The 22,482-nt window shown below is 67.8% G+C and carries 19 protein-coding genes and 1 pseudogene; 6 read left to right on the top strand and 14 right to left on the bottom strand.

Annotated elements, in window-relative coordinates:
• Positions 1–18: 18 nt before the first annotated feature.
• A complete protein-coding gene (locus VQ042_RS00390) occupies positions 19–1,632 on the bottom strand; it encodes an ABC transporter substrate-binding protein (RefSeq protein ID WP_331814368.1) in 1,614 nt (537 codons plus the stop codon).
• A 148-nt stretch (positions 1,633–1,780) separates the two neighbouring features.
• Here VQ042_RS00390 and VQ042_RS00385 point away from each other — a divergent pair, with 148 nt between their 5' ends.
• Together VQ042_RS00385 and VQ042_RS00380 are read left to right on the top strand one after the other, a co-directional pair.
• The gene (locus VQ042_RS00385) at positions 1,781–2,548 is read left to right on the top strand and encodes an IclR family transcriptional regulator (RefSeq protein ID WP_331814367.1); all 768 of its coding nucleotides are present in this window, start codon (positions 1,781–1,783) and stop codon (positions 2,546–2,548) included.
• Positions 2,549–2,622: 74 nt separating this feature from the next.
• Positions 2,623–4,206 (top strand): gamma-glutamyltransferase, encoded by a 1,584-nt coding sequence (locus VQ042_RS00380; RefSeq protein WP_331814365.1) that lies wholly within the window; start codon positions 2,623–2,625, stop codon positions 4,204–4,206.
• Positions 4,207–4,237: 31 nt separating this feature from the next.
• On the opposite strand, the gene cls is transcribed toward VQ042_RS00380, so the two are convergent.
• Entirely contained in the window at positions 4,238–5,635 is a 1,398-nt protein-coding gene (gene cls / locus VQ042_RS00375; RefSeq protein WP_331814364.1) for a cardiolipin synthase, read from the bottom strand.
• Between the two features lie 519 nt (positions 5,636–6,154).
• Here cls and yghU point away from each other — a divergent pair.
• Positions 6,155–7,042, top strand: coding sequence for a glutathione-dependent disulfide-bond oxidoreductase (gene yghU, locus VQ042_RS00370; protein ID WP_331814362.1), 888 nt, complete (start codon positions 6,155–6,157; stop codon positions 7,040–7,042).
• Between the two features lie 62 nt (positions 7,043–7,104).
• Here the strand turns inward: yghU and VQ042_RS00365 are convergent, their stop codons facing one another.
• Complete coding sequence (locus VQ042_RS00365) at positions 7,105–7,749, bottom strand: DsbA family protein (RefSeq protein ID WP_331814361.1); 645 nt, start codon at positions 7,747–7,749, stop codon at positions 7,105–7,107.
• A 151-nt stretch (positions 7,750–7,900) separates the two neighbouring features.
• Here VQ042_RS00365 and VQ042_RS00360 point away from each other — a divergent pair, with 151 nt between their 5' ends.
• Entirely contained in the window at positions 7,901–8,311 is a 411-nt protein-coding gene (locus VQ042_RS00360; RefSeq protein WP_331814360.1) for a hypothetical protein, read from the top strand.
• A 57-nt stretch (positions 8,312–8,368) separates the two neighbouring features.
• Positions 8,369–8,890, top strand: a complete 522-nt coding sequence (locus VQ042_RS00355; protein WP_331814359.1) for a copper chaperone PCu(A)C — start codon at positions 8,369–8,371, stop codon at positions 8,888–8,890.
• 118 nt (positions 8,891–9,008) lie between these two features.
• Here VQ042_RS00355 and VQ042_RS00350 read toward each other — a convergent pair whose 3' ends face one another.
• The 5 genes from VQ042_RS00350 to VQ042_RS00330 all read right to left on the bottom strand — a co-directional run bounded on the left by VQ042_RS00350 (position 9,009) and on the right by VQ042_RS00330 (position 14,092).
• On the bottom strand, positions 9,009–9,884 hold the full coding sequence (locus VQ042_RS00350; RefSeq protein WP_331814358.1) for a metal ABC transporter permease: 876 nt from the start codon (positions 9,882–9,884) through the stop codon (positions 9,009–9,011).
• Positions 9,884–10,780: a metal ABC transporter permease gene (locus VQ042_RS00345; RefSeq protein ID WP_331814356.1), complete on the bottom strand. Its 897-nt coding sequence runs from the start codon at positions 10,778–10,780 to the stop codon at positions 9,884–9,886. Before VQ042_RS00345 ends, VQ042_RS00350 begins: the two co-directional genes overlap by 1 nt.
• Positions 10,777–11,709 carry a manganese/iron ABC transporter ATP-binding protein gene (locus tag VQ042_RS00340; RefSeq protein WP_331814355.1) on the bottom strand — a complete coding sequence of 311 codons (933 nt, stop codon included), beginning with the start codon at positions 11,707–11,709 and terminating at the stop codon, positions 10,777–10,779. Before VQ042_RS00340 ends, VQ042_RS00345 begins: the two co-directional genes overlap by 4 nt.
• Positions 11,710–11,795: 86 nt before the next feature.
• Entirely contained in the window at positions 11,796–12,704 is a 909-nt protein-coding gene (locus VQ042_RS00335; protein ID WP_331814353.1) for a metal ABC transporter substrate-binding protein, read from the bottom strand.
• A gap of 560 nt (positions 12,705–13,264) precedes the next feature.
• A complete protein-coding gene (locus VQ042_RS00330) occupies positions 13,265–14,092 on the bottom strand; it encodes a phosphogluconate dehydrogenase C-terminal domain-containing protein (protein WP_331814351.1) in 828 nt (275 codons plus the stop codon).
• Positions 14,093–14,197: 105 nt separating this feature from the next.
• Between VQ042_RS00330 and VQ042_RS00325 the strand changes: the two genes are divergently transcribed.
• On the top strand, positions 14,198–15,568 hold the full coding sequence (locus VQ042_RS00325) for a four-carbon acid sugar kinase family protein (protein WP_331814350.1): 1,371 nt from the start codon (positions 14,198–14,200) through the stop codon (positions 15,566–15,568).
• 21 nt (positions 15,569–15,589) lie between these two features.
• Here the strand turns inward: VQ042_RS00325 and nanR are convergent, their stop codons facing one another.
• From nanR to VQ042_RS00295, 6 genes and pseudogenes are all read right to left on the bottom strand, one after another.
• Entirely contained in the window at positions 15,590–16,336 is a 747-nt protein-coding gene (nanR, locus tag VQ042_RS00320; RefSeq protein WP_331814348.1) for a transcriptional regulator NanR, read from the bottom strand.
• Between the two features lie 4 nt (positions 16,337–16,340).
• Positions 16,341–18,143 carry a hypothetical protein gene (locus tag VQ042_RS00315; RefSeq protein WP_331814347.1) on the bottom strand — a complete coding sequence of 601 codons (1,803 nt, stop codon included), beginning with the start codon at positions 18,141–18,143 and terminating at the stop codon, positions 16,341–16,343.
• A complete protein-coding gene (locus tag VQ042_RS00310) occupies positions 18,140–19,159 on the bottom strand; it encodes a Gfo/Idh/MocA family protein (protein WP_331814346.1) in 1,020 nt (339 codons plus the stop codon). Before VQ042_RS00310 ends, VQ042_RS00315 begins: the two co-directional genes overlap by 4 nt.
• 11 nt (positions 19,160–19,170) lie before the next feature.
• Positions 19,171–20,240 (bottom strand): annotated as a pseudogene (locus VQ042_RS00305) (ABC transporter permease).
• Positions 20,240–21,799, bottom strand: coding sequence for a sugar ABC transporter ATP-binding protein (locus VQ042_RS00300; protein WP_331814345.1), 1,560 nt, complete (start codon positions 21,797–21,799; stop codon positions 20,240–20,242). The pseudogene VQ042_RS00305 and the gene VQ042_RS00300 overlap by 1 nt, the downstream one beginning before the upstream one ends.
• Before the next feature lies 1 nt (position 21,800).
• Positions 21,801–22,448: a DUF2291 family protein gene (locus VQ042_RS00295; RefSeq protein ID WP_331814344.1), complete on the bottom strand. Its 648-nt coding sequence runs from the start codon at positions 22,446–22,448 to the stop codon at positions 21,801–21,803.
• Between the last annotated feature and the right edge of the window lie 34 nt (positions 22,449–22,482).

The raw sequence follows: 22,482 nt of genomic DNA, 5'->3' as shown, positions 1-22,482 counted from the left end.
GCGGCGTCACGGGCATGGTCAGTCGGTCTTCTTGACGTTCCAGAACACCGGAACCGGCATCTTCATGACGTCGGTCAGCGTGTTGGAGATCGTCGTGGGGATCCGGTACTCGCCGACGGGAATGTAGTTGACCACGTCATAGGCGTGGGCCTGGATCTCCTCGGCCACCTTCTTGCGCTCGGCCTCGTCGCCGGCCTTGGCGAACTCGACGCGCAGCTCTTCCAGCTTCGGGTCGTCCGGCCAGCCGAACCACGCCGCCTCCTTGCCGCCGCCGTTCAGCATCGGGTTGTTGAGCGGGCTCCACACCTCGGGGATGATCCAGTTGGTGAAGAACATGTTCCAGCCGCCGTCCGCAGGCGCTGCCTGGCTCGCCCTGCGGGTGACGAGGGTCTGCCAGTCCATCGGCTGCATGTCGACGGTGAAGCCGGCCTGCCGCAGGAGCTGGGCGGCGACCACGGGCTGCGGGCCGACCGAGCCGACGTCGGTCGGCTGCATCAGGACGACCGGCGTGCCGTCGTAGCCGGCCTCGTCCAGCATCTTCTTGGCGACCTCGGGCTGCGGGCCCTTCATGATCAACTCGTCGCCCGCCTCGGTCGCGAACGGCGTGTTGCAGCCATACATGGACCCGCAGGTATCCTGGTATTCCGGATTGCCAACCAGCGCGGCGAGGATCGGCTCCTGGCCGAGCGCGGCCATGGCGGCCCGGCGGATCTCCACCTTGTCGAAGGGCGGATATAGCCAGTTGAGCCGGCCCATGGTCTGGTAGCCGAAATCGGCCAGGGTCATGACCGTCAGGTCGGGATTGCCCTGGAGCAGCGGCAGCAGGTCGGTCGGCGTCTGCTCGAGATAGTCGATCTCGCCGCCATTGATGGCGTTCACGGCGGTCTGGGCGTCCGGCATGACCACCCAGGTCACGCGGTCGACATTGACCACCTTGCCGCCGGCGGTCCAGCTCGGCGGCTCGTCGCGCGGCACGTAGTCGGCGTTCTTCTCGTAGACGGCCCTGACGCCGGGCTCGAACTCGTCCTCGACGAAGGTGAACGGGCCGGAGCCGGTATAGTCGGTGATCGATTCGCCCGACGGCGTCTGGGCGACGCGCTCTGGCATGATGAAGGAGGGCAGGCCGGACGGCTTGGCGATCAGTTCGAGCACGTAGGAGAACGGCTCGGACAGCGTCAGGACGGCGGTCTTGTCGTCCTTGGCCTCCAGGCTCGCGACGTATTTCATCATCATCTGGGCGCCGCCGTCGCGCTCGCCCCAGCGCTTCAGCGATGCGACGACGTCGGCCGCCGTGACAGGCGTGTCGTCATGCCAGGTCAGGCCGTCGCGCAGGGTGAAGGTGTAGGTCAGCTTGTCGTCCGAGACCTCCCAGCTGGCCATCTGCGGCTGCGGCGTGAGGTTCTCGTCCATGCCGAGCAGCGTGTCGTAGATCATGTAGCCGTGATTGCGCGTGATGTGCGCGGTGGTGATCACGGGGTCCAGCACGCGGATGCCCGAATGCATCACGGCGCGGATTTCCTGGGCGGAGGCGTGGCCGCCCGCCATCCCTGTCACGGCGACAGCGGAAGCGAGCAACGCCGAGCGCAAGAGGCGCGTCGGTCGGAACGTGGAAGCGGCAGAGAAGAAGGACATCAATGCGTCTCCGAAGATAAGGGCTCGGGGGCCGGGACGTCCGCACGGATTATCGCATCGCGATAACCGTTTGCGGATTGTGGTATCGTAGGAACACGGCTACGATTCAGTCAACACTCCGAATTGATCAAATAGTGTGCAGCGCAGCATGCAGGCAGACAGGGAAGTCCGGAGCGACGGCCATTTTGTGGCTTCGCTGGGAAAGGCGATGAAGCTGCTCGAGGCCTTCGTTCCCGAGCGTTCGCGGATGGGCCTGACCGAACTGGCCGATGCCACCGGCCTCGATCGCAGCAGCGTCCAGCGTCTGGTCACCACCTTCACCCGCCTCGGCTATCTCGACAAGGACCCGACGACCCGGCGCTACAGCCCGTCGATCCGCATGACCGAGCTCGCCAACGCCTATTTCTGGTCCCAGGAACTGGTGCACACGGCGATGCCGAAGCTGATCGACCTGCACCAGCAGCTGGGCGAAACCATCAACTTCTCGCGCCTGGACGGCTCCGACATCGTCTATATCGTGCGCCTGCCCAGCGCCCGCACCAGCTTCAGTGCGGCGATCATCGGTCGCCGCGTTCCGGCCCTCAACACGTCGAGTGGCCGCGTGCTGCTGGCGCGACGCGGGCCTGAGGCGCGGCGTGCCTGCGTCGAGGAATGGCCGATGCGCCGGTTCACGCCGGCGACCACGATGGACCGGGGCGAGATCGGCGCGCTCGTCGAGAGCGCCGTGGAGACCGGCTATTCGATCGCCGAGAACGAATTGCAGATGAACGAGCTCGGCGTGGCGGTGGCGGTTGGCGGCGACCACAGCACGGCCGGCGCGATCCACTGTTCGGTCAGCGGCACGGCCTGGACCCGCGAGCGGCTGGAGGCCGAGATCATCCCCCCGCTTCTTGATGCCGCGAACGGGGTCGGCTGACAGGCCCGCCCCGCATCGTCACCGCGGCAGCAACCGCAAACCGATCCTTCCCAGCCAGCCTTCCGGAGAACGCCATGAACAATTTCTCCCGCTCGCAGATCGTCCGCAAGCCGGCGCGCGCCTCGCAGACCGGCATCGTCGCGGCACAGCATCGCCGGGTCGCGGAGCTGGGCGCGCAGGTTCTCGCCGATGGCGGCGATGCGCTCGACGCGGCGACCGCCGTTTCCTTCGGCATGGGTGTTTTGGAGCCGTGGATGAGCGGCCCGGCCGGTGGCGGCGCCATGATGGTGTGGCGGGCCGACGAGACGCGCCCCTATGCCGTCTATTACGGGATGCGCGCGCCGGCCGGCCTCGATCCGCGGGCGTTTCCGCTGGCCGGCGACGGGCGGGCGGGCGACCTGTTTCCCTGGAAGCGGGTGGTCGGGGACCGGAACATCGAGGGCGCGACGGCGGTCGCGGTGCCGGGTGTCGTCGACGGCATCGGCATGGCCCACGGGCGCTGGGGGCGCATGCCATGGGGCGACCTCGTAAGGCCGGCGGCGGCACTGGCCCGGGAGGGATTGAAGGTCGACTGGTATGCGGGGCTTATGATCGCCTCGGCCGCGCGGTCGCTGGCCCGCGACCCGGATGCCGCCGCGCTGTTTCTGGACGACGGCGTCTGGCCGCCCGTCGGCGGCTGGACCGCGCTCACCGACATTCGCCTGTCCATGGGCCGGATGGCCGACACGCTGGAGGCGATCGCGCAGAACGGGCCGCGCGAGATGTTCGAGGGCGACGTCGCCCGCGAACTGGTCCGCGACGTCGCCGACAAGGGCGGCTCGCTGGCCTTCGACGACCTCGCCGCCTACCACGCCGAAATCCAGGAACCGCTGTCCTTCGACGCCCTCGGGGGACGCCTGCACGCCACGCCGGAGCTGACCGCGGGGCCAACCTTCGCCAATGCCTTCGTGCGGCTTGAGGCAGACGGGCCGGTGCGGGACCGCGGTGAGGTGCTGGCGGCGACCGCGACGGTGCTGACCGGCGCCTATGCCGATCGCCTGGCGCGGATGGGCGATCACGACAGCCCGGCCGCGCCCGGTTCGATGACGCATTTCTCCATCGTCGACCGGCACGGCAACATGGTCGCCATGACCCAGACGCTGCTCTCGGTCTTTGGCGCGCGGGTCGTCTCGCCCTCGACCGGGCTGCTCCTCAACAACGGCATCATGTGGTTCGATCCCGAAGCGGGTGGGCCGAACGCGCTGGCCGCCGGCAAGCGCTGCCTGATGAACGTCTGTCCGGTGCTCGGCGAACGGGACGACATGCGCTTTGCCCTCGGCGCGTCGGGCGGGCGCAAGATCCTGCCGGCCGTGTTCCAGCTCGCCCGCCACATGCTGGCCGAGGGGGACGGCCTCGACGCCGCCTTCCACGCACCGCGCATCGACGTGTCGGGCGGGGACATGGTGATCGCCGACGAGGCGATGTCGGTTGCCGACCTTGCGCCCCTGCGGGAGACGCATCGGGTCGAGACCGTACCCAGGACCGTTTTTCCCTATGCCTTCGCCTGTCCGTCCGGCGTCGCTCGGCAGGGCACCACCAACTGGGGCGCGACGGAGATCGTCTCGCCCTGGGGAGACGCCGTCGCCGAGGAGGACGTCGCGGACGACGCCCGAGCCTAGCGCGTGCGGCCGGGCTGGCAGCGGTGTCGGATCAGAGCAGCGGGCTCACGAGCCGTGCCATGTTTTCGAAGAGACGCGTGCCGCGGGGTCTCCCACGCCAGTCCGACAGGGTGAGCGGATCGCTGAGCCCGATGTACTGGCGCTGGGCGGCGTCGAGGCGGCGGCTGGCATCCGCGTCGTGGAGGATCAGGCTGATCTCCGCGTTGAGCATGAAAGAGCGCACGTCGGTGTTGCTGGAGCCGACGACACCGATCTTGCCGTCGATGGTCACGTTCTTGGCGTGCAGCAGGTGATCGCGATACCGGTAGAGGCGCACGCCCGTCGCCAGAAGCTCGTCGTAATAGGAGCGCTGGGCCAGGCTGACGAGGCGCTGGTCGACGACATGCGACACGATGAGGTCGATCTCGACCCCGCGGGTCACCGCATTGTCGATCGCCGTCAGCAGGGCTTCGTCGGGAATGAGATAGGGCGAGACGATCGCCACGCGGTGCTGCGCGCTGTGGATCAGCTCTATCAGCAGCCTTTCATAGCCCGGCACGCCGAAATCGGGACCGCTCGGCATCGCCTGCAGGACGGCATCGCCGGCCGGGTCAGGGACAGGGAGGAGGTCGAGCCGGATCTCGGTCTCCAGGAACCAGTCGCCGGCGAAGACCGCCTCCAGGGCCGCCACGACGGGCCCCTCGACGCGGGCGACGAGCTCGTCGTTGCGGATGCCCGGCTTGAAGTCGCGGTCGACGATGTTCTGCGAACCGACGAAGGCGACCCGCCCGTCGACCAGGCAGAGCTTGCGATGGTTTCTCAGGTCGCTGCGCGCCCGCCGCAGGGCTGCGAACCGCACCGGCAGGACGAGCCGGGCATCGATGCCGCGCGCCGCCAGCATCGCCAGGCTACGCCCGGCCCATGGCCGCGAACCCAGCGCATCGATCAGCACCCGCACCGCGACGCCGCGGGCGACCGCCCGCCCCAGCGCATCGGCGATCTTCAGCCCGGTCCGGTCGTCGGCGAAGATGTAGGTAAGAAGATGCACCTGCGTTCGGGCGCCGTCGATGGCGTCCACCATGGCGTCGATCGTCGCGTCGTAATCGGTCAGAAGCGCGACCCTGTTGCCAGCGCAGGCGGGAAATCCGCCCAGCGCCTCGCTCAGGCGGGACAGGCGGTCGGTGGCCATGTCGGGATCGGCGAGGTCACGAGCGACCCGGGCGCGATCCTCTGCCGTCCGGGCGAAGCGCGCCTTGCGCCAGGGCGGAAAGCTGGCGCGGCCGATCAGGCGGTAGAGGATCAGCGCGGGGATCGGCAGGAAGAGGACCAGGAGCAGCCAGCTGCGCGCCGATTCGGGCGGACGCCGCGAGGGGATCACCACGATCATCACGAGGCGGATGGCCCATTCGCAGAGCAGATAGGTGAGCGTCAGGCCGGGCAGGTCGAACATCGGTGGCACTCCTATCCGCCGGAGACGCAGGAGGGATGGCATCGCCCCGGACCGGTGTCCCGCATGGCGGCTGCCTCCGTTGCATGCTCTGCCTTGCGCCTCCCGGCAGGCGTGGCATCTGCGCCCCGACCCTGTGGAGGGGGCATCGGATGCACGCCGGCATTCTCGCAGACGGACCCGATGCTGTCGCGAAAGGGCGGACGCACCGTTACGGATGCGAGGCCGCGACGCTGCTTGAGACATGATGGCGCGCACCTATACTTCGCCTCCCACGCAGGGTCCTGCGAGCTGCAAAGGACGATCAGCGAGTTCCTGGGCTGCCGGTGCCGGTGTTCCGTCCCGAGCGAGGCCAGGTGGCGAAAGCCGCGACTCGCAGCGATCCCACAGCTGCCGAAGGATCCCCCTGACTTCCACGCCTCGAAGGATCCGGGCCGCCTCGGCCATTCGCCCGCCACGCGTATCGGCAGTGCCTGCCGCCGGGAGTCCTTGCCCCGACATCATGACCATTGGAGACGTTCGATGACCGACAATGCCGACTACACACCGCCTGCCGTCTGGACCTGGGACAAGGCGAGCGGTGGAAAGTTCGCCAGCATCAACCGCCCGATCGCCGGTCCGACCCACGAGAAGGAGCTGCCGGTCGGCAAGCACCCGCTGCAACTCTACTCGCTGGCGACGCCGAACGGCGTGAAGGTCACCGTGATGCTGGAGGAGCTTCTGGCGGCCGGGCATGACGGCGCCGAATACGACGCGTGGCTGATCCAGATCAGCGACGGCGACCAGTTTTCGACCGGTTTCGTGGAGGTGAACCCGAACTCCAAGATCCCCGCATTGTGCGACCGCAGCGGCGAGGCGCCGATCCGGGTGTTCGAATCCGGCGCGATCCTGATCTACCTGGCCGAAAAGTTCGGCGCTTTCCTTCCCACGAGCGCCGCCGCCCGGGGCGAATGCCTGTCCTGGCTGCAGTGGCAGATGGCCTCGGCGCCGTTCCTGGGCGGTGGCTTCGGCCATTTCTACGCCTATGCGCCGGTCAAGTACGAATATCCGATCAACCGCTACGCCATGGAGGTGAAGCGCCAGCTCGACGTGCTCGATCGCCGTCTGGCGGAGAGCGAATTCGTGGCGGGGCCGGACTACACGATCGCCGACATGGCGATCTGGCCCTGGTATGGCGCACTGGCGAAGGGGCTTCTGTACGACGCCGGCGAGTTCCTGCAGGTCGAGGACTACAAGAACGTCCAGCGCTGGACCGAGACGGTTCATGCCCGTCCGGCAGTCAAGCGCGGCCGGATGGTCAACCGCGTGGTCGGCGAGCCGTCGAGCCAGCTTCACGAGCGACACGACGCCTCCGATTTCGATACGAAGACGCAGGACAAGATCGGGGCCGACGCGGCCGCCGCGAAATAGCGCGGCACGATCGAGAATGCGCCTGGCGGCCTGACCTGCCGCCGGGCGCTTCCCCGGTCGGCTCAGCTGTGGGCGTGGGCGGCGATGACCTTCGCCACCAGCGGCATGAGTTCGTCGGGGCTGCGATAGCCGTGGGTGAGCAACGTGTAGGTGCCTTCCGCATTCGGTCCGACGACCAGCGTCGGAAAGCCCTGGACTCCGGCATTGCGCGACGTGGCATAATCGAGACGGGTGGCGTCGCGCACCGCCTCCGACCCGTGCCGCATCAGGAAGGGCTCGCGTTCCAGCCCCATCTCGGCCGCCAGATCCGCCAGCACCTCCGGCTGCGTCACGTCGCGATTCTCGGCGTAGAAGGCTCTCTGGACGCGCTCGAGATAGGGCAGTTCCAGGCTGCGGTCCTCTGCGCGCACCGCCACAACGGCGCGGGCCGCGGGGTCGGTGTCGTAGACGAAGCCCTCGCGGTCGAAGAAGCCGAAATCGAAGGCCTGGCCCGATCGCTCCTGCACATGCTCCCAATGGTGCCGGATCTCCGAGCGGGACGCCGCCGTCATCGGCTCTTCGGTTCCCGGCCGCAGACCGCCCATCACCACCCGGATCGGCAGCGCGTCGCCATAGGTCTCCCGGATCCTGGCGATCGTCGGCGCGAAACCCCAGCACCAGGAGCACATCGGGTCGGCGAAGTAGATGGACTGGAGCCCGTCTGTCATGTCGAAACCACCATTCTGTCGGTTGCCGGTCGCGCCGACGCTTAGGTCATCGGCTAGCGGCGATCTACCGCGACCGACGGCATTTTCGCGACGGTTCTCGTCTGCTGCGAGCAGACTACTCCTGGTATCGCCCGCATGATATCAGCCGGCGATGATCACGCTCCGGCGCTTCCTTGCGGACCGTTCCGCTGCCCTCGCGGCCATGCTGATCCTGACCCAGCTGCTGGTGGGGCAGGCGGCGGCGTCGGCATTCTCCTGCGCGCGGATGGATGCGTCCGTGGCGGCCGGCATGACCGTGATCTGCGTCGGCGACAGTTTCGAGACGCGGACAGCCGGGGCCGGCGAGAACGGTGATCACGATTGCTGCACCGACTGCCCCTGTGCGGCAGGTTGCGGCCACGGCGCCGCCCTTCCGGTGCCGGCTGCGGGCGGGTCCTATGCGATCGCCGTCCCGATGGCCGGCCACGTCACCGCATGGCCGACGCGCATCGATGCGATGGGCCCGCGCGCGCCGCCTCGCGGGCTCGCCCTGCAGCGTGGTCCCCCTTCTCACTCCGTCTGAACGAAACGGCCCGACGCTCGTCGCGGCCCTGCCTTTCCTGTTCGAATGGAGTGTTCCATGTCTATCCGTATCACGCTGGCTGCAGCCGCAGCCCTGACGCTCGGCCTTGTGACGGCCGTTTCCGCCCACGACTACAAGGTCGGCGAACTGTCGATCGCCCATCCCTGGAGCCGTGCCACCGCGCCCAACGCCGCCGTCGGCGGCGGCTACATGGTGATCAAAAATCAGGGCACCACCGACGACCGCCTGCTCGGCGGCTCGACCCCCGTCGCCGGGGAGGTCCAGATCCACACGATGGACATGGATGGCGACATCATGCGCATGCGCCAGCTCGAGGATGGCCTGGCCATTCCGGCCGGCGCCACGGTCGCGCTCGAGCCGGGCGCCTATCATCTGATGCTTCTGGGCCTGAAGGAGACGCTGGCCGAGGGCGCCCGCGTGCCGCTGACGCTGACCTTCGAGAAGGCCGGCACGGTCGAGACCGAACTCGCGGTCGAGGGAATGGGCGCCCGCGCGCCGGCGGTGGCGCCGGCCCATGGTGGCCATGACGGCATGGATCACGGCGCCCACGCAAAATAGCCAGGGTTCGCCGGAGTCAGATTGCCGCGAAGGGTGCACCCGCGCCCTTCGCGGCGTCCCATCCATCCGTCCGCTCTCGTGCCTGCCGGCCCCGATCGCGACCTCACCGGACAGGCTTCTATTCGGCGGCCTGCGGCGCCGTCGCGACGGCAGCTTCCTCGCCGGCCCGGCGCGAGTGCCGGCGGGTGATCCGCAGGCGGTTGACGAAGGCGAGGACGAAGATCGCCGACAGCACGAGGACGATGGTCGCAGCCGGGGCGCTGTCGAGGAAGAAGCTGAGATAGGTTCCCGTCAGCATCGCCGCGACGCAGACCGCGACCGACACGACCAGCATCCGGCCGAAGCTGCGCACCAGCAGGAAGGCGATCGCCCCCGGCGTCACCAGCAGCGCCACGGCCAGGATCAGGCCCACCGAGGACAGGGTCGCCACGATGGTCAGCGACAGGCTGACGAGCAGCCCGTAGTGCAGCAGCCCGGTGTTCAGCCCGGAGGTCCTGGCCTGCGCCGGATCGAAGGCGTGGAGCAGCAGGTCCTTCCATTTCAGCAGCAGCAGCCCCGAGACGACGAGGGCGATGATCCCGGATGTGAGGAGATCCTGGTAGCCGACGCCCAGCATGTTGCCGAACAGGACATGGTCGAGATGCTCGTTGGTGTGGATCGAGGTGTAGAGGATGATCCCGACCCCGAACATGCCGGAGAACACCACGCCCATCACCGTGTCCTGCTTCACCCGGCTGTTGTGCGCCAGATAGCCCGTCAGCAGCGCGCAGGTCATGCCGGCGACGAAGGCGCCGATGATCAGCGGAATGTTGAACACCCAGGCGAGGACGACGCCCGGCAGCGTGGCGTGGCTGACCGCGTCGCCCATCAACGCCCAGCCCTTCAGCACCAGGAAGCAGGAAAGGAGGGCGGTGGGCGGCGCCACCATCAGGACGATGAGGAAGGCGTTCTGCATGAACGGGAACTGGAACGGCAGGAGAAACTGGTCGATCATCAGGCTGCCTCCTCGCTCGATCCCGGCGCCATGTCCGGGCGCGGCGCGGCGAGGGCCGCGGCGGCCTTGCGCCGCGCGGCGAGCATCCCGTGCTTGGGGGCAAAGACGAAGGCGAGGAGGAAGATGGCCGTCTGCAGGGTCACGATGACGCCGCCGGTCGCCCCGTCCAGGAAGAAGCTCGCATAGGCCCCCACGAAGCTCGTCACGGCGCCGATCACGACGGACAAGGCGATCAGGCGGGGAAACCTGTCGCAGAGCAGATAGGCCGTCGCGCCGGGGGTCACGACCATGGCGATGACGAGAAACGCCCCGACCGTCACCATCGCGGCGACGATGGCGGCGGACAGGAGCACGAAGAACATCACCTTCAGGAGGTCGGGCCGCAGGCCGATCGAGCGAGCATGGTTCTCGTCGAAGAAGGTGACCATCAGGTCCTTCCACTTGGCGAGCAGCACGACGAGGCAGACGGTGCCGATGATCGCCAGCTGCAGCGTGTCCTCGGGCGTGATGGCGAGGATGTTGCCCATGACGATGGTCTGGATCGACACCGACATCGGGCTGATCGAGGCCATGAACAGGCCGAGCCCGAAGAATGAGGTGAAGATGATGCCGATGATCACGTCGATCTTCAGCCCGGACCGGCCGGACAGGAACAGCATCGCCCCCGCCGCAAGTCCGCCGGCGATGAAGGCGCCCAGCGAGAAGGGCAGGCCGAGCATGAAGGCGCCGGCCACGCCCGGAACGACCGAATGGCTGAGGGCGTCGCCGATCAGCGACCAGCCCTTCAGCATCAGATAGGCCGACAGGAAGGCGCAGACGCCGCCGACAAGCGCCGAAACCCACATGGCGTTGGTCATGTAGCCATACTGGAACGGCTCGAGCAGGGTGGCGATCATGTGCTCTCACCGCCCTTTCGGCCGCGGCCGGGCGCGGCCGGCACGTGCGGCTCGCCATAATGGACAAAGGCCCGCTCGTCGTCGGTGATGATCGACAGCTCGCGCGGATCGTCGTCGTCGTGGAGCGCGGTGCCGGCCAGTGTCACATGCCGCAGCACGCCGCCGAAGGCGCGCTCCAGATTGCGCCGGGTGAACACCGTCTCGGTCGGCCCGTAGGCCAGCACCGTGCCCTTGACCAGCACGACACGGTCGCAGAATTCCGGCACCGAGCCGAGATTGTGGGTGGAGACCAGCATGACCCGGCCCTCCGCCTTCAACTCGTGCAGCAGCGCCACGATCTGTTCCTCGGTCTTCACGTCGACGCCGGTGAACGGCTCGTCGAGCAGGATCACCTGGCCGTCCTGGGCAAGGGCGCGGGCCAGGAACACCCGCTTGCGCTGACCACCGGAGAGTTCGCCGATCTGGCGAAGCCGCAGGTCCTGCATGCCGACGCGGCCGAGCGCCTGGTCGACGGCCTCGTGGTCGGCGCGGCTGGCACGGCGCAGGAAGCCCATGTGGCCGTAGCGGCCCATCATCACCACGTCCTCGACGAGGACCGGGAAGGCCCAGTCCACTTCCTCCGATTGCGGCACGTAGGAGACGAGGTTCTCGCGCAGGGCCTGGCGGACCGAACGGCCGAGCAGGCTGATCTCGCCGCGCGCCGCCGGGACGAAGCCCATGATCGCCTTGAAGAGGGTCGACTTGCCGGCGCCATTGACGCCGACCAGCGCGGTGATCGTGCCGCGCGGGATCTGGAAGGTCGCGTCGTGCAGCGCCGTGTGGCCGTTGCGATAGGTCACGGTGACGTTGCGCGCCGAGATGCCGTCATCGGGGGCATCCTGCCCGTCATGCCGGTCCTGTCCGGCGGAAGATTCGCGCGTCGCTGTCATGGTGTGGCTGTCGAACCCGTTCTCATGTCGAAACTGTCAGATATCCCGGCGCGATCGTTGCGCCGCATCGCCGCAGGGGCGCGCAATCACTCGGCGGACCCGGCCAGGCCATCGGCGATCGTCTGCGCGTCGACCTGCAGGAGATCGAGATAGGTCGGGACCGGGCCATCCGGCGCGGAGAGCGAATCCACGTAAAGGACGCCGCCGAAGGCCGACCCGGTCTCCCGTGCCACCTGCTCGGCAGGCGCGGTATTGACCGTGCTCTCGCAGAACACGGCCGGAATCTCGTTGTCGCGCACCCCATCGATGACCTTTCGGACCTGTTGCGGCGTGCCGGTCTGGTCGGCGTTGATCGGCCACAGATAGAGCTCCTTCATGCCGAAGTCGCGGGCCAGATAGCTGAATGCCCCTTCGCAAGTGACCAGCCAGCGCCGGTCTTCGGGAATCTCGGCGATCCTGTCACGCAACGGCGCGATGGTGTCGCGGATTTCCTGCTTGTAGCGCTCGGCATTCGCCCGGTAGGCGTCGGCATGGTCGGGATCGTGGGCGGCAAGGGCATCGCGGATGTTGTCGACATAGATCATCGCATTGTCGAGGCTCATCCAGGCATGCGGATTGGCCAGCCCTTCGTAGTCACCCTCGGCGATCGAGATCGGCGTGATGCCGTCGGTCAGGGTGGCGGCGGGCATGTCGCCGAGATTGGCGAAGAACTGTTCGAACCAGCGCTCCAGATTGAGGCCGTTCCACAGGATCAGGTCAGCATCGCTCGCCCCCACGATGTCCTGCGGTGTCGGTGCGTAGCCATGGACTTCGGCACCCGGCTTGGTGATGGAGACCACGTCGGCATGTTCGCCGGCGACGTTCTGCGCCATGTCTGAGAGGACGGTGAAGGTCGTCACGACCTTCAGCCGGTCGCCCTGCGCAAGGGCGGGCGCGGCGGTCGTCAGCAGCATCGCGGCGAGCGCAGCCAGGATCGTCGTTCGCGTGAACGCCATGCGGGGTCTCCGTGGTTTTTCGGTCGATCGCACGCTGCCTAGCATTTCGAATTTTTGCAAGTGCAAATCGTTTGCAACTGAGAGAGGGAAAGGCTGCCGGCGCGCCTCTCTTGCGGCTTGCGCCGGACGAGCCAGCGGCGGCGCCCGATTCACGTTGGCCATGATCATCAAGATTTGATGTGTCCTTGGGACGAATATCCGGACTTAGGCGCGGGTTGGTTGCGAGTGAACGTGTCGTGCGAACGCGGGCCGACAGCCAAGCGCTCCGGCGCCAGGCTGTCGAGGATGCGGTCTGGGGGCCGCTGGACTTCCTGAACCATACCAGGGCGCATCGCGACTATTGCGACACGCTTCTGGACGATCACGCCGATCTGCAGCTTGGGGAGATCCGACGCCCGCGGACGGCCCGTGCAGCCAGTCCAAACGCCGGTCCGGGGCTCTTTGCCCGCGTCGGTCTTACTGTGGGCCGTGGCTCACCGGGGTGAAAGATCCACAAAAAAACCGGGCGCATCCTCGATGCGCCCGGTTCGAAAATGTTCTTGCCGTGAGGCGTCCGACGATCAGGTGATGCGCTGGATGCTGGCGGCGATCTCGTCGCGGTCGAAGACGCGCTTCCAGTCGTCGCGCATCAGCATGGGCTTGCCGAACTCGATCGCCTTGTTGCAGGCGTCGGAGAAGACGCCGTCGACCTCGTCGAAGATGACGGCGCCGAGGATGTTCATGTGGCCGAGCAGGAAGTCGCGGGCGCAATCATGCGGCACGCCCCGCTTGACCACCTCGTCCATCGCCTCGCGCATGACCACGAGAAGCGAGGCGCAGACCGTTTCCGACAGGCCCGGCTCCAGATAGGCCATCTGCTCGACGGTCACCTGGTAGCTGCGTGCCACCGGGGCGTAGATGGCGCGGGCGACCTTGTCGCCGATTTCGTAATGCTCCTGCGGGCCCTGCATCAGCGCGTTGACCACGCCCTGCTGGGCCGCGATGCCGCCGAAATGATCCTTGCGGCCGGCTTCCGTCATCTCGTCGTTGAAGATCGGCGGATGGCAGGGATGGGTGACGAAATAGGTGATGTCGGCGCGCTCCGGCAGATGGCCGGCGAAGGGTGCCGCAGCGTCGAGGACGACGACGATGGTGCCGGGGTCGACCTTGGGAACCACCAGGGCCGCCACCGTGCCGATCACCGTGTCCGGCACGGCGAGGATCACCACGTCGGCGCCGTCGAGCGCCACGTCCTGGTCGACGCAGTCGACGCCGATGGCGTCCTTCAGGCGTTCCTGACCCTTCGGATCGATCTCGATATGCCGGACGTCGAAATCCGATTTGGCCAGGTTGCGCGAGAGACGGACGCCCATTTTGCCGCCTGCGCCGAACAGCGCCACAGTGGTCATTGTCTATACTCCTCCAAGGCCCCGAACGGACCTTTCCCGAACTGGTATGATGAGATAATAATAGACCGAAATGCCAATGCCCGCAACGGGCTCTCGAGGGATGCCATGCAAGAGCAAGAACCCGTCACGCCGTGGGTGACGTGGTACGGCGACGACTTCACCGGTTCGGCCGCCGTGATGGAAGCCCTGGCCTTTGCCGGCGTGCCCACCGTGCTGTTCAGCGACATTCCCGATGCCGAGCTACTGGCGCGCTTTTCCGGGTGCCGGGCGATCGGAATCGCGTCCACCGCGCGCAGCCACGGGCCGGACTGGATGACGGAGCACCTTCCGGCGCCGCTGCGATTCCTGCACGATCTCGGCGCCCCGCTGCTGCACTACAAGATCTGCTCGACCTTCGATTCCTCGCCGCAAACCGGCAATATCGGCACGGCGATCGAACTCGGCCTCGCCGTTCGCCCGGCGGACGCCGTGCCGATTCTCACGGCCGCGCCGCAGATGCGCCGCTACCAGGCCTTCGGCCATCTTTTCGCCGGCACGTTCGACGGCGTCTATCGGCTCGACCGGCATCCGGTCATGTCCGATCATCCCGTCACGGCGATGCACGAGGCCGATCTCCTCCGGCATCTGGCACATCAGACGTCGCTGCCCTCGGCGCTGATCGATCTGGAGGCGCTGTGGTCGGGCGCCCAGCCGCGGCTCGACGCGGTCCTGCGCGACGGCGCGCGGCTGTTGTCGATCGATTCGATGGAGCCGGCAAGCGAGCGGGCGGCGGGCCGGCTGCTCTGGGAGAACCGCGACCGGCTCGGTTTCGTCGTCGGCAGCCAGGGCATCGAGTTCGCCCTGCTGCGCCACTGGCTGGAGATCGGCCTCGTCGCCCCGGCCGATCCGGTCGGCAGCGCCGGCCCTGTCGACCGGATCGCCGTGATCTCAGGCTCGGTGTCGCCGATGACCGGCGCCCAGCTGACATGGGCCGGGGCCAACGGCTTCGCGCTTCTGCCCTTCGACGCGACGCGGGTCTGCGGTTCGGAGGACGAACTGGCGCGGGAGGAGGCGCGCCTCGTCGCCGGCGCCTGCGAGGCCGCGGCCCGCGGCGCCAGTCCCCTGGTCCATTCGGCCCTCGGCAACCAGGACAAGGCGGTCGCGGCCTTCCGCTCGACGGTCTCCGCCAGCGGCCTGACCATCGAGACGGCAAACCGGCGCATCGGCGAATCGCTGGGACGAATCCTCGACCGCACGCTGCGCGAGACCGGAATCCGCCGCGCGGTCATTTCCGGCGGTGACACCTCCGGCTACGGCATGCGGCAGCTGGGCCTCGATGCGCTGGTCGCCTGCGCGCCGACCATTCCCGGCGCCTCGCTGTCCACGGCCTATGGCAAGGGCGTCCATGACGGACTGCAGATCGCGCTGAAGGGCGGCCAGATGGGCTCGGAAGATTTCTTCGGCTGGATCAGGGACGGCGGCGGGCCGCGGTCCTGACGGCAGATCGGCGAGACCTGATCAGCGCTGCGGCGCCGCGTCGTCGCCGAAGCTGTAGAGGTGGAGCGACCGGTTGAGGTGGCCCCGCATCGTCTCCACCGCCTTGTCGGGCTCGTGCGCGGCGATCAGGTCGACGATGCAGTCGTGCTCGGTCAGGGTGATCTCCTCGTTGTTCGACCAGTGCAGCAACGAGGTGTGGTACTGGAACAGCCAGCGCAGCATCGCGACCGACACGGCGGAGATGATCGGGTTCGCCACGATGTCGGCGATGCGCGTGTGGAAGGCCATGTCCGTCTCGATGAACGGCACCGGGTCGCCCCCGAGCAGCGTGCGCTGGCGCGTCACCAGTTCGCGCAATTCGGCAACGTCTGACGCCGTCGCGTTCTCGGCGGCCACGCGCACGATGCCGAGCTCGAACATGCGCCGCGCCTGTTTCAGATGTTCCAGGTTCGACGGCATGGCGTTGAGCAGCAGGCGTGCGATCTCGTCGGTCTGGTCGAGGACGGTACCGGCGGTGATCTCGTTCACGCGGCTGCGCTCGCCGTGGCTGATGGTGATCAGTCCGGCATTGTGCAGCGATTGCAGCGCCTCGCGCACCGCGGGGCGCCCGACGCCGAAACGCTCCATCAGGGCGCGCTCGGACGGCATGTAGTCGCCGGCGCGCAATTCGCGCGAACGGATCATCTGCCGCAGCTTGTCCAGCACCTGATCCGAGAGCTTGCGCCGGACGATCTTCTCGCCGTCATGGCCTGAATCGAGCTGGAACACGGCTTTACCCCTTCGATCTGGTCCCGCCGGCGCCGCCCTGCCGCAGCGTGTCGCCGACGCCGTGTCTTACCGTCCAGCCGAATGGTGGCAAGTCGTCAAGCGGCCGGGGCGTCAGGTTCGCGTGTAGCATGGCGCCGGACAGAGCGAGGCGCGCCCGTTCGCCGTCCATCTCCGCCGCCTCGACCATCATGCCGGCGCAGGCGGCCAGCGCGGCAATGGCTTCGGTGAGCGGCAGGGGGCTGCCGTCCGCTGCAAACAGGCCGCGGGGACCGTAAAGCTCGGCCGGTGTCCAGACCTCGGCGCCCGCCGGCGCAAGGGCGGTGGCCAGCCCCACCGCATAGGCGGCCGCGAACCGGCCGGCATGGCGCGGATCGTCATCGGTCATGGCGACCCGGCGGCGGTCGGGGTTGGGAATGGTGCGGGCGCCATAGGGGTTCTGGCGCATCGCGATGGTCGACGGGCCGATGCGATAGCCCCGTGCCCCGATGATCGCCCGCGCCGAGGCGGTGATGTGGGAGACGGCTTCCAGCGTTTCCATGACCGCGCGGTCGCCGGCATCATGGACGATGGGGCAGAGGGAGTGGGACACGAAGTCGAGCCGTTCGATGGGCGGGCGCTTGCGGTTCAGCTCGGGAAAGAAACTGGACATGCCGCCGCCCATCCGCGCGGCGCCGAACTGCCGGCGGGCCGCCTCGTGGATGGCGTCGAGCGGCGGGCAGGGGGGCCAGGCGGAGCCCGGCGGCGTCGATTGCCGGTCGACCGCCGGGCAGACCATGACGCTGTCGGGTGCAAAGCCGGTCTCGCGCATGACGCTGGCGTAGCCGGACAGGATCGGCTCGGGATCGACGCGTGCATCGGCGCCGAAATCGGCGATCATCTCCAGGTCGAAGCGATATCCGGTCGCCGCCGCCTGCAACGCGGCATGGGCGGCGAACTGCCCTTCGACGTCGCCCAGACTGGCGTCGACATGGCATAGGAGACGCTGTGGCCGGACGGCATCGAGATCCCCGATGTTGCGCGCAGCGCGCCGGGCATGGTCGGCGGTGACCAGGATGGCGGTTTGCGGGAACGCCGTGCCGGCGGCCAGTTGTTCGGCCGGTTTCGCCTCCGCCGGACGCACCGGCGCCCATGCGATGCGGACGGCCTGGCGCAGGTCTTCGCCGTCGGCGATGGCATAGGGCCAGGGCAGGGCGATCGGCCGGTTGTAGGTCTTGAAGGATGCGTCGCCCCACTGGCGCTGATCCTCCATCTCGAATGCGTCGCCCTCGAAGCGGCAGCGGCATTCAAGGTCGCCGACCCGATGGGTGATGCCGGCCATGTCCATGAAGGGCTGCCACGGCGCGATGCGCTCGGGAAAGTGTCCGTCCTCGACCCGCCCGTCCGTATGCGTGACGGTCACCGGGGCGCCGGCCTGGCCGGTGATCGGGTGCAGGACCATAAAGCCCGTGCGGTTGGTCTCGAAGCGCCCCGTCGCCTTGCCGGCCGCCTCGACATCGAGGCCGTCCGGCCTGACGCGGATGGTCAGGTCGACATCGAGCCGCCCGGGCGGATTCTCGAAGACCAGATGGCAGGTGAGCACCAGATCCTCGCCCTCGCGGGTCTGGGCGATCGGGCCCACCTCCGCCGGCCGCGTTCCCCAGTCCCGGTCGCGCGCCAGGAACGCCACCTGCCGCAGGATTTCGCGTCCGTCCACCGTCAGATGCGAGATCGCCCCGTTGCCAAGGTCGAAGGCCACCGGCCCGAACGACACGGAAAGCGGCGTTTCGAGCGGCTGATCCGTGCCGTAGAGTTCGACCAGCTCGCTCATATGTCCGACAGCCTCACGGTCTCGTCGGTCTCTGCCGAGCGATAGGCGGCCTGTACCAGCGCCAGCGTCTTCAGATTGTCGGCGCCCGAGGTTTCAGGCTGCCGGCCCTCGCGCAGGCAGTCGACGAAGTGCGCCTGGATGATCCGCACGCTCTCCTGGATGTTGTGCCAGGGACGCTCGGCCCAGGGCAAGACCGGCGGCGACACGTCGGTCACGGTCTCGTCGCCGCCGGTCTGGACGACCATGCGGTAGCCGGCGTCGAGGCGCAGCGTGCCCTCGGTGCCGTCGATCTCCAGCAGCGACTGGGGGAAGGTCTCGGGCGTGCGGCGGGTGGCGTAGGAGCAGTCGACGACGCTGGTCACCCCGCCTTCATGGGCGAGCAGCATGGTCGCCACGTCCTCGCCCCGGATCGCCGGATTGACCCGCCTGGTGGTCGCCGAAATGCGCGCCACATCGCCGAACAGGGCCCGCGAGATGTCGAGGATGTGGATGCCCAGATCCTCGATGATGAAGCGTTCGCCCTCCGCCAGATAGGGCTGGCCGGAATAGACGTCGTAGCCCGAGCGGAAGGTGACGCGGCCGAAGAAGGGCGTGCCGATCGCGCCGCCGCGCACGGTGTCGATCGCGCGGCGGATGGCCGACTGCCAGCGGAAGTTCTCGTGCACCATCAGGGTGCGGCCGGCCTCCTCGACGGCGGCCACCATGGCGCGGGCATCGTCCATGGTCTCGGCGAAGGGCTTCTGGCAGATCACGTGGCATTTTGCGGCCGCCGCCATCTCCACCAGCGGCCGGTGGCTCTGGACCGTCGTCGCGATGTCGACGAAGTCCGGCTGCTCGGCGGCCAGCATGGCGGCGGCATCCTCGTAGGTCCGCTCGATGCCGAAGGCCGCGGCGGTCGCGGCCAGCCGCTCGGGATCGCGGTCGCACAGGGCCGTAATCTCGGCGCCGGCAATGTCGCGCCAGGCATGGAGCTGGTTCTGGGCGAAGAAGCCGCAGCCGATCAATGCGCCTTTCATGGCGTGGTCTCCTACTTGCTCAGGGCCGCCTGGGCCTGCAGCGCGACGCGGCTCTGGACGCGCTGCTGTGCCTGGTCGATAACCACGGCGGCAATGATGACGAGCCCCTTGATCACGGTCTGCCAGAACGCCGAGACCCCCATCATCACCAGGCCGTCCGACAGGACGCCGATCACGAAGGCGCCGATGATGTGCCGCCGATCTTGCCGCGCCCGCCGGACATCGAGGTGCCGCCCAGGACCGCCGCGGCGATGGCGTTGAGCTCGAAGGTGTCGCCGGTCGCCGGGTGGGCGGCGACGAGCTGCGAGGCGATGATGATGCCCACCAGCGCGGCGCAGAATCCCGAGAACATGTAGACGAAATACTTGACGCGGTTGACCTTCACGCCCGACAGGGCGGCGGCCTTCTCGTTGCCGCCGACGGCGTAGATGTAGCGGCCGAGCGGCGTGCGCTTGGCGATGTAGGCGGCCACGCAGCCGACCACGACGAGCATCCAGATCGAGACCGGGATGCCCAGGAGATCGCCCGCGCCGATGAACCGGAACGTGTCGGACCCGTAGGCCGCGTTGCCGTTGAGGTTGGGGAAGGTCCGGCCGTCCGAGGACAGCATCGCCGCGCCGCGCGCCACATACAGCGTGCCCAGCGTGGCGATGAACGGCGCGACGTTCAGCCTGGTTATGAGGAAGCCGTTGATCGCCCCCACCGCCACGCCCACAATGACGACCAGGAGGCAGATCTCGATCGTGTTGAACTGGATCGACCAGCCGAGCTCCAGGTCGATGCCGTGGAGGATCAGCCACCCGGCGACCATGCCGCAGAGCCCGACGATCGAGCCGACCGACAGGTCGATGCCGCCGGAGACGATGACGAAGGTCATGCCGATCGCCAGGAAGGCGTTGAGCGCCACGTGTTTCGACATGATGACCATGTTGGCCGTCGACAGGAAGTTCGGCGCGGCGAAGGCAAAGAAGACGAAGACGAGGATCAGCGCGATGAAGGTCCGCGCCTTCAGGATCATGAGCAGCATCGCGGTGCCGTCCATCGGCGGGTTCGGCGCGGTGGTTGCGGTCTGGGCGGTCATCACGAAGCCTCCTTGAAGGCGGTAGCAGATGCGTGGTCGGGGGCGTGCCCCATCGCGGAAGCCTCGACCAGCGCCGTTTCGGTGGCGTCTTCCTTGGTGAATTCGCCGGTCACCCGGCCGTTCGACATCACCAGGATGCGGTCGGAGAGGGACATCACCTCCTCCAGGTCGGAGGTGACGAAGACGATGCCGAGCCCGTCGGCCGCCAGCTTGCGCATGACGCGGAACACTTCCGCCTTGGCACCGATGTCGATGCCGCGCGACGGCTCGTCCATCAGCAGGATCTTCGGGTCGGTCATCAGCGCCTTGGCGATGACCACCTTCTGCTGGTTGCCGCCGGACAGGGACGAGACCTCGTGCTCGGGCGAGGCGATCTTGATGGTCATGCGCCGCACGAAGTCGGCGACGGTCTCTGCCTCGCGCTTCAGCGACATGTGGATGCCCCGGGTGAAGGCGCCGAGGCTGGACAGGGTCATGTTCTCGCGGATCGACAGGATCTGCACGAGCCCGTCCTGCTTGCGGTCTTCCGGGATGAGGGCGAGGCCGCGCGCGATCCGGTCGGACACGCTGCGCTTCACCAGCTGTTCGCCACGGATGAAGAAGGAACCGGCATAGTCGCGCTGCTGCCCGATGATGCATTCGAGCAGTTCGGAGCGGCCGGCACCCATCAGGCCGTAGATGCCCAGGATCTCGCCTTCGCGCAGCGAGAAGGAGACGTCGTTGACGGCGAGACCGCCGCCCTTGTTGGGCAGCGAGACGTGTTCGGCCCGGAAGATCTCCTCGCCGTAATCGTGCGCGACCTCCTTGGCGAAGTCCCTGGAGGCCTCGCCGATCATGTTCCGCACGATCCAGGGAACGTCGACGCCCTCCATCGATCGCGCGCCGGTGATGGCGCCGTCGCGCAGGACGGTGATGTAGTCGCCGACCCGGATCAGTTCCTCCAGCCGGTGCGAGATGTAGACGATCCCCACGCCGTTCGCCTTCAGGTCGGCGATGACCCGGAACAGGATCTCCACCTCGGACGCCGACAAGGCCGATGTCGGCTCGTCGAGGATCAGGATGCGGGCATCCTGGGCGAGGCTCTTGGCGATCTCGACGATCTGCTGCTGGCCGACCTTCAGGTCGCCGACCAGCGTGTCGGGGTCGATGTCGTGCTCCAGCCGGCGCAGCAGATGGCGGGTTTCCTCGCGCTGCGCCGCCATGTCGATGTCGATGCCGGCGCGGGTCTTCTCCCGGGCGATGAAGATGTTGTCGCTGACCGACAGATTGGGGAAGAGATTGAGCTCCTGGAAGACGATGCCGATGCCATGGCGCGCGGCCTCGTCCGTCGAGCGGAAGACCCGTTCCTCGCCGCCCATCAGGATGGTGCCTTCGGTCAGCTGCTCGACGCCGGCGATGACCTTCATCATCGTCGACTTGCCGGCGCCGTTTTCGCCGACGAGGACGTTGACCGCGCCCATGTGGACGTCGAAATCGACGTCCCGCAGGGCGACCGTCCCGGGATAGACCTTCAGGCCGTTGCGGATCGACAGGCCGATCGGGTGGGCGACGTCGGCCATCTCACTCACCGATCTGGAGCTTCGTGGGGACGAGCTCGATCGACGCGATGCCTCTGCCGAGCGCGAAGACGCCCTCGAAGCGGGCGGTCTGGCCCACCACGTCGCCCTCGGGAATTGTCAGCCGGGAATGGGCGACGGCGTTCAGCGCATTGGCGAGCTTGGCGAACTCGATCTGGTCGCGAAAGTCGGTGAAGACGATGAAGGGCATGGCGTCACGCAGCGCCGTGCCGCGGATGATCGGGCCGAGCTGGACGGTGACGTCGCCCTTGCCGTCGGCATCGGTGTCCAGCTGGAGCTTTGCCGCGCGGCTCTCGAGCTTGGCCTCGACGATCGTGCCCTCGCCGGAGACGGCGAAGTTCCAGGGGCTGGTCTCGCCGTCGCGCGGAAAGCCGTATTGCTCGCCGGCGGCAACCGCGTCCCTGGCCACCGCCGCGCGCAGATCCGCCAGCGGCACCTCATGTTCGGCGATCTGTGGCAGGACCTTCGGGTCCCATGCCTCCTCGGCATAGGCGGCCATCCGGGTCTCGTCGGTGGCGACCACCACGGGGCCTTCGCCCTCTGCCCGCTCCGACTCCCACACGATGGTGAAGCCGGAGAGGCAGAGGATGGAGGTGGCGAGTATCGTGGCGCGAGCGGATCTGGTGCGCATGGCAAACCTTCCCCCTGAACGGTGAGGTGCCTGG

This window comes from Aurantimonas sp. A2-1-M11 (assembly GCF_036549475.1).
Taxonomy (GTDB): Bacteria; Pseudomonadota; Alphaproteobacteria; order Rhizobiales; family Rhizobiaceae; genus Aurantimonas.
The sequence above is the reverse complement of the archived record's forward strand: the minus strand, read 5'-3'. Positions and strand labels throughout refer to the sequence as shown.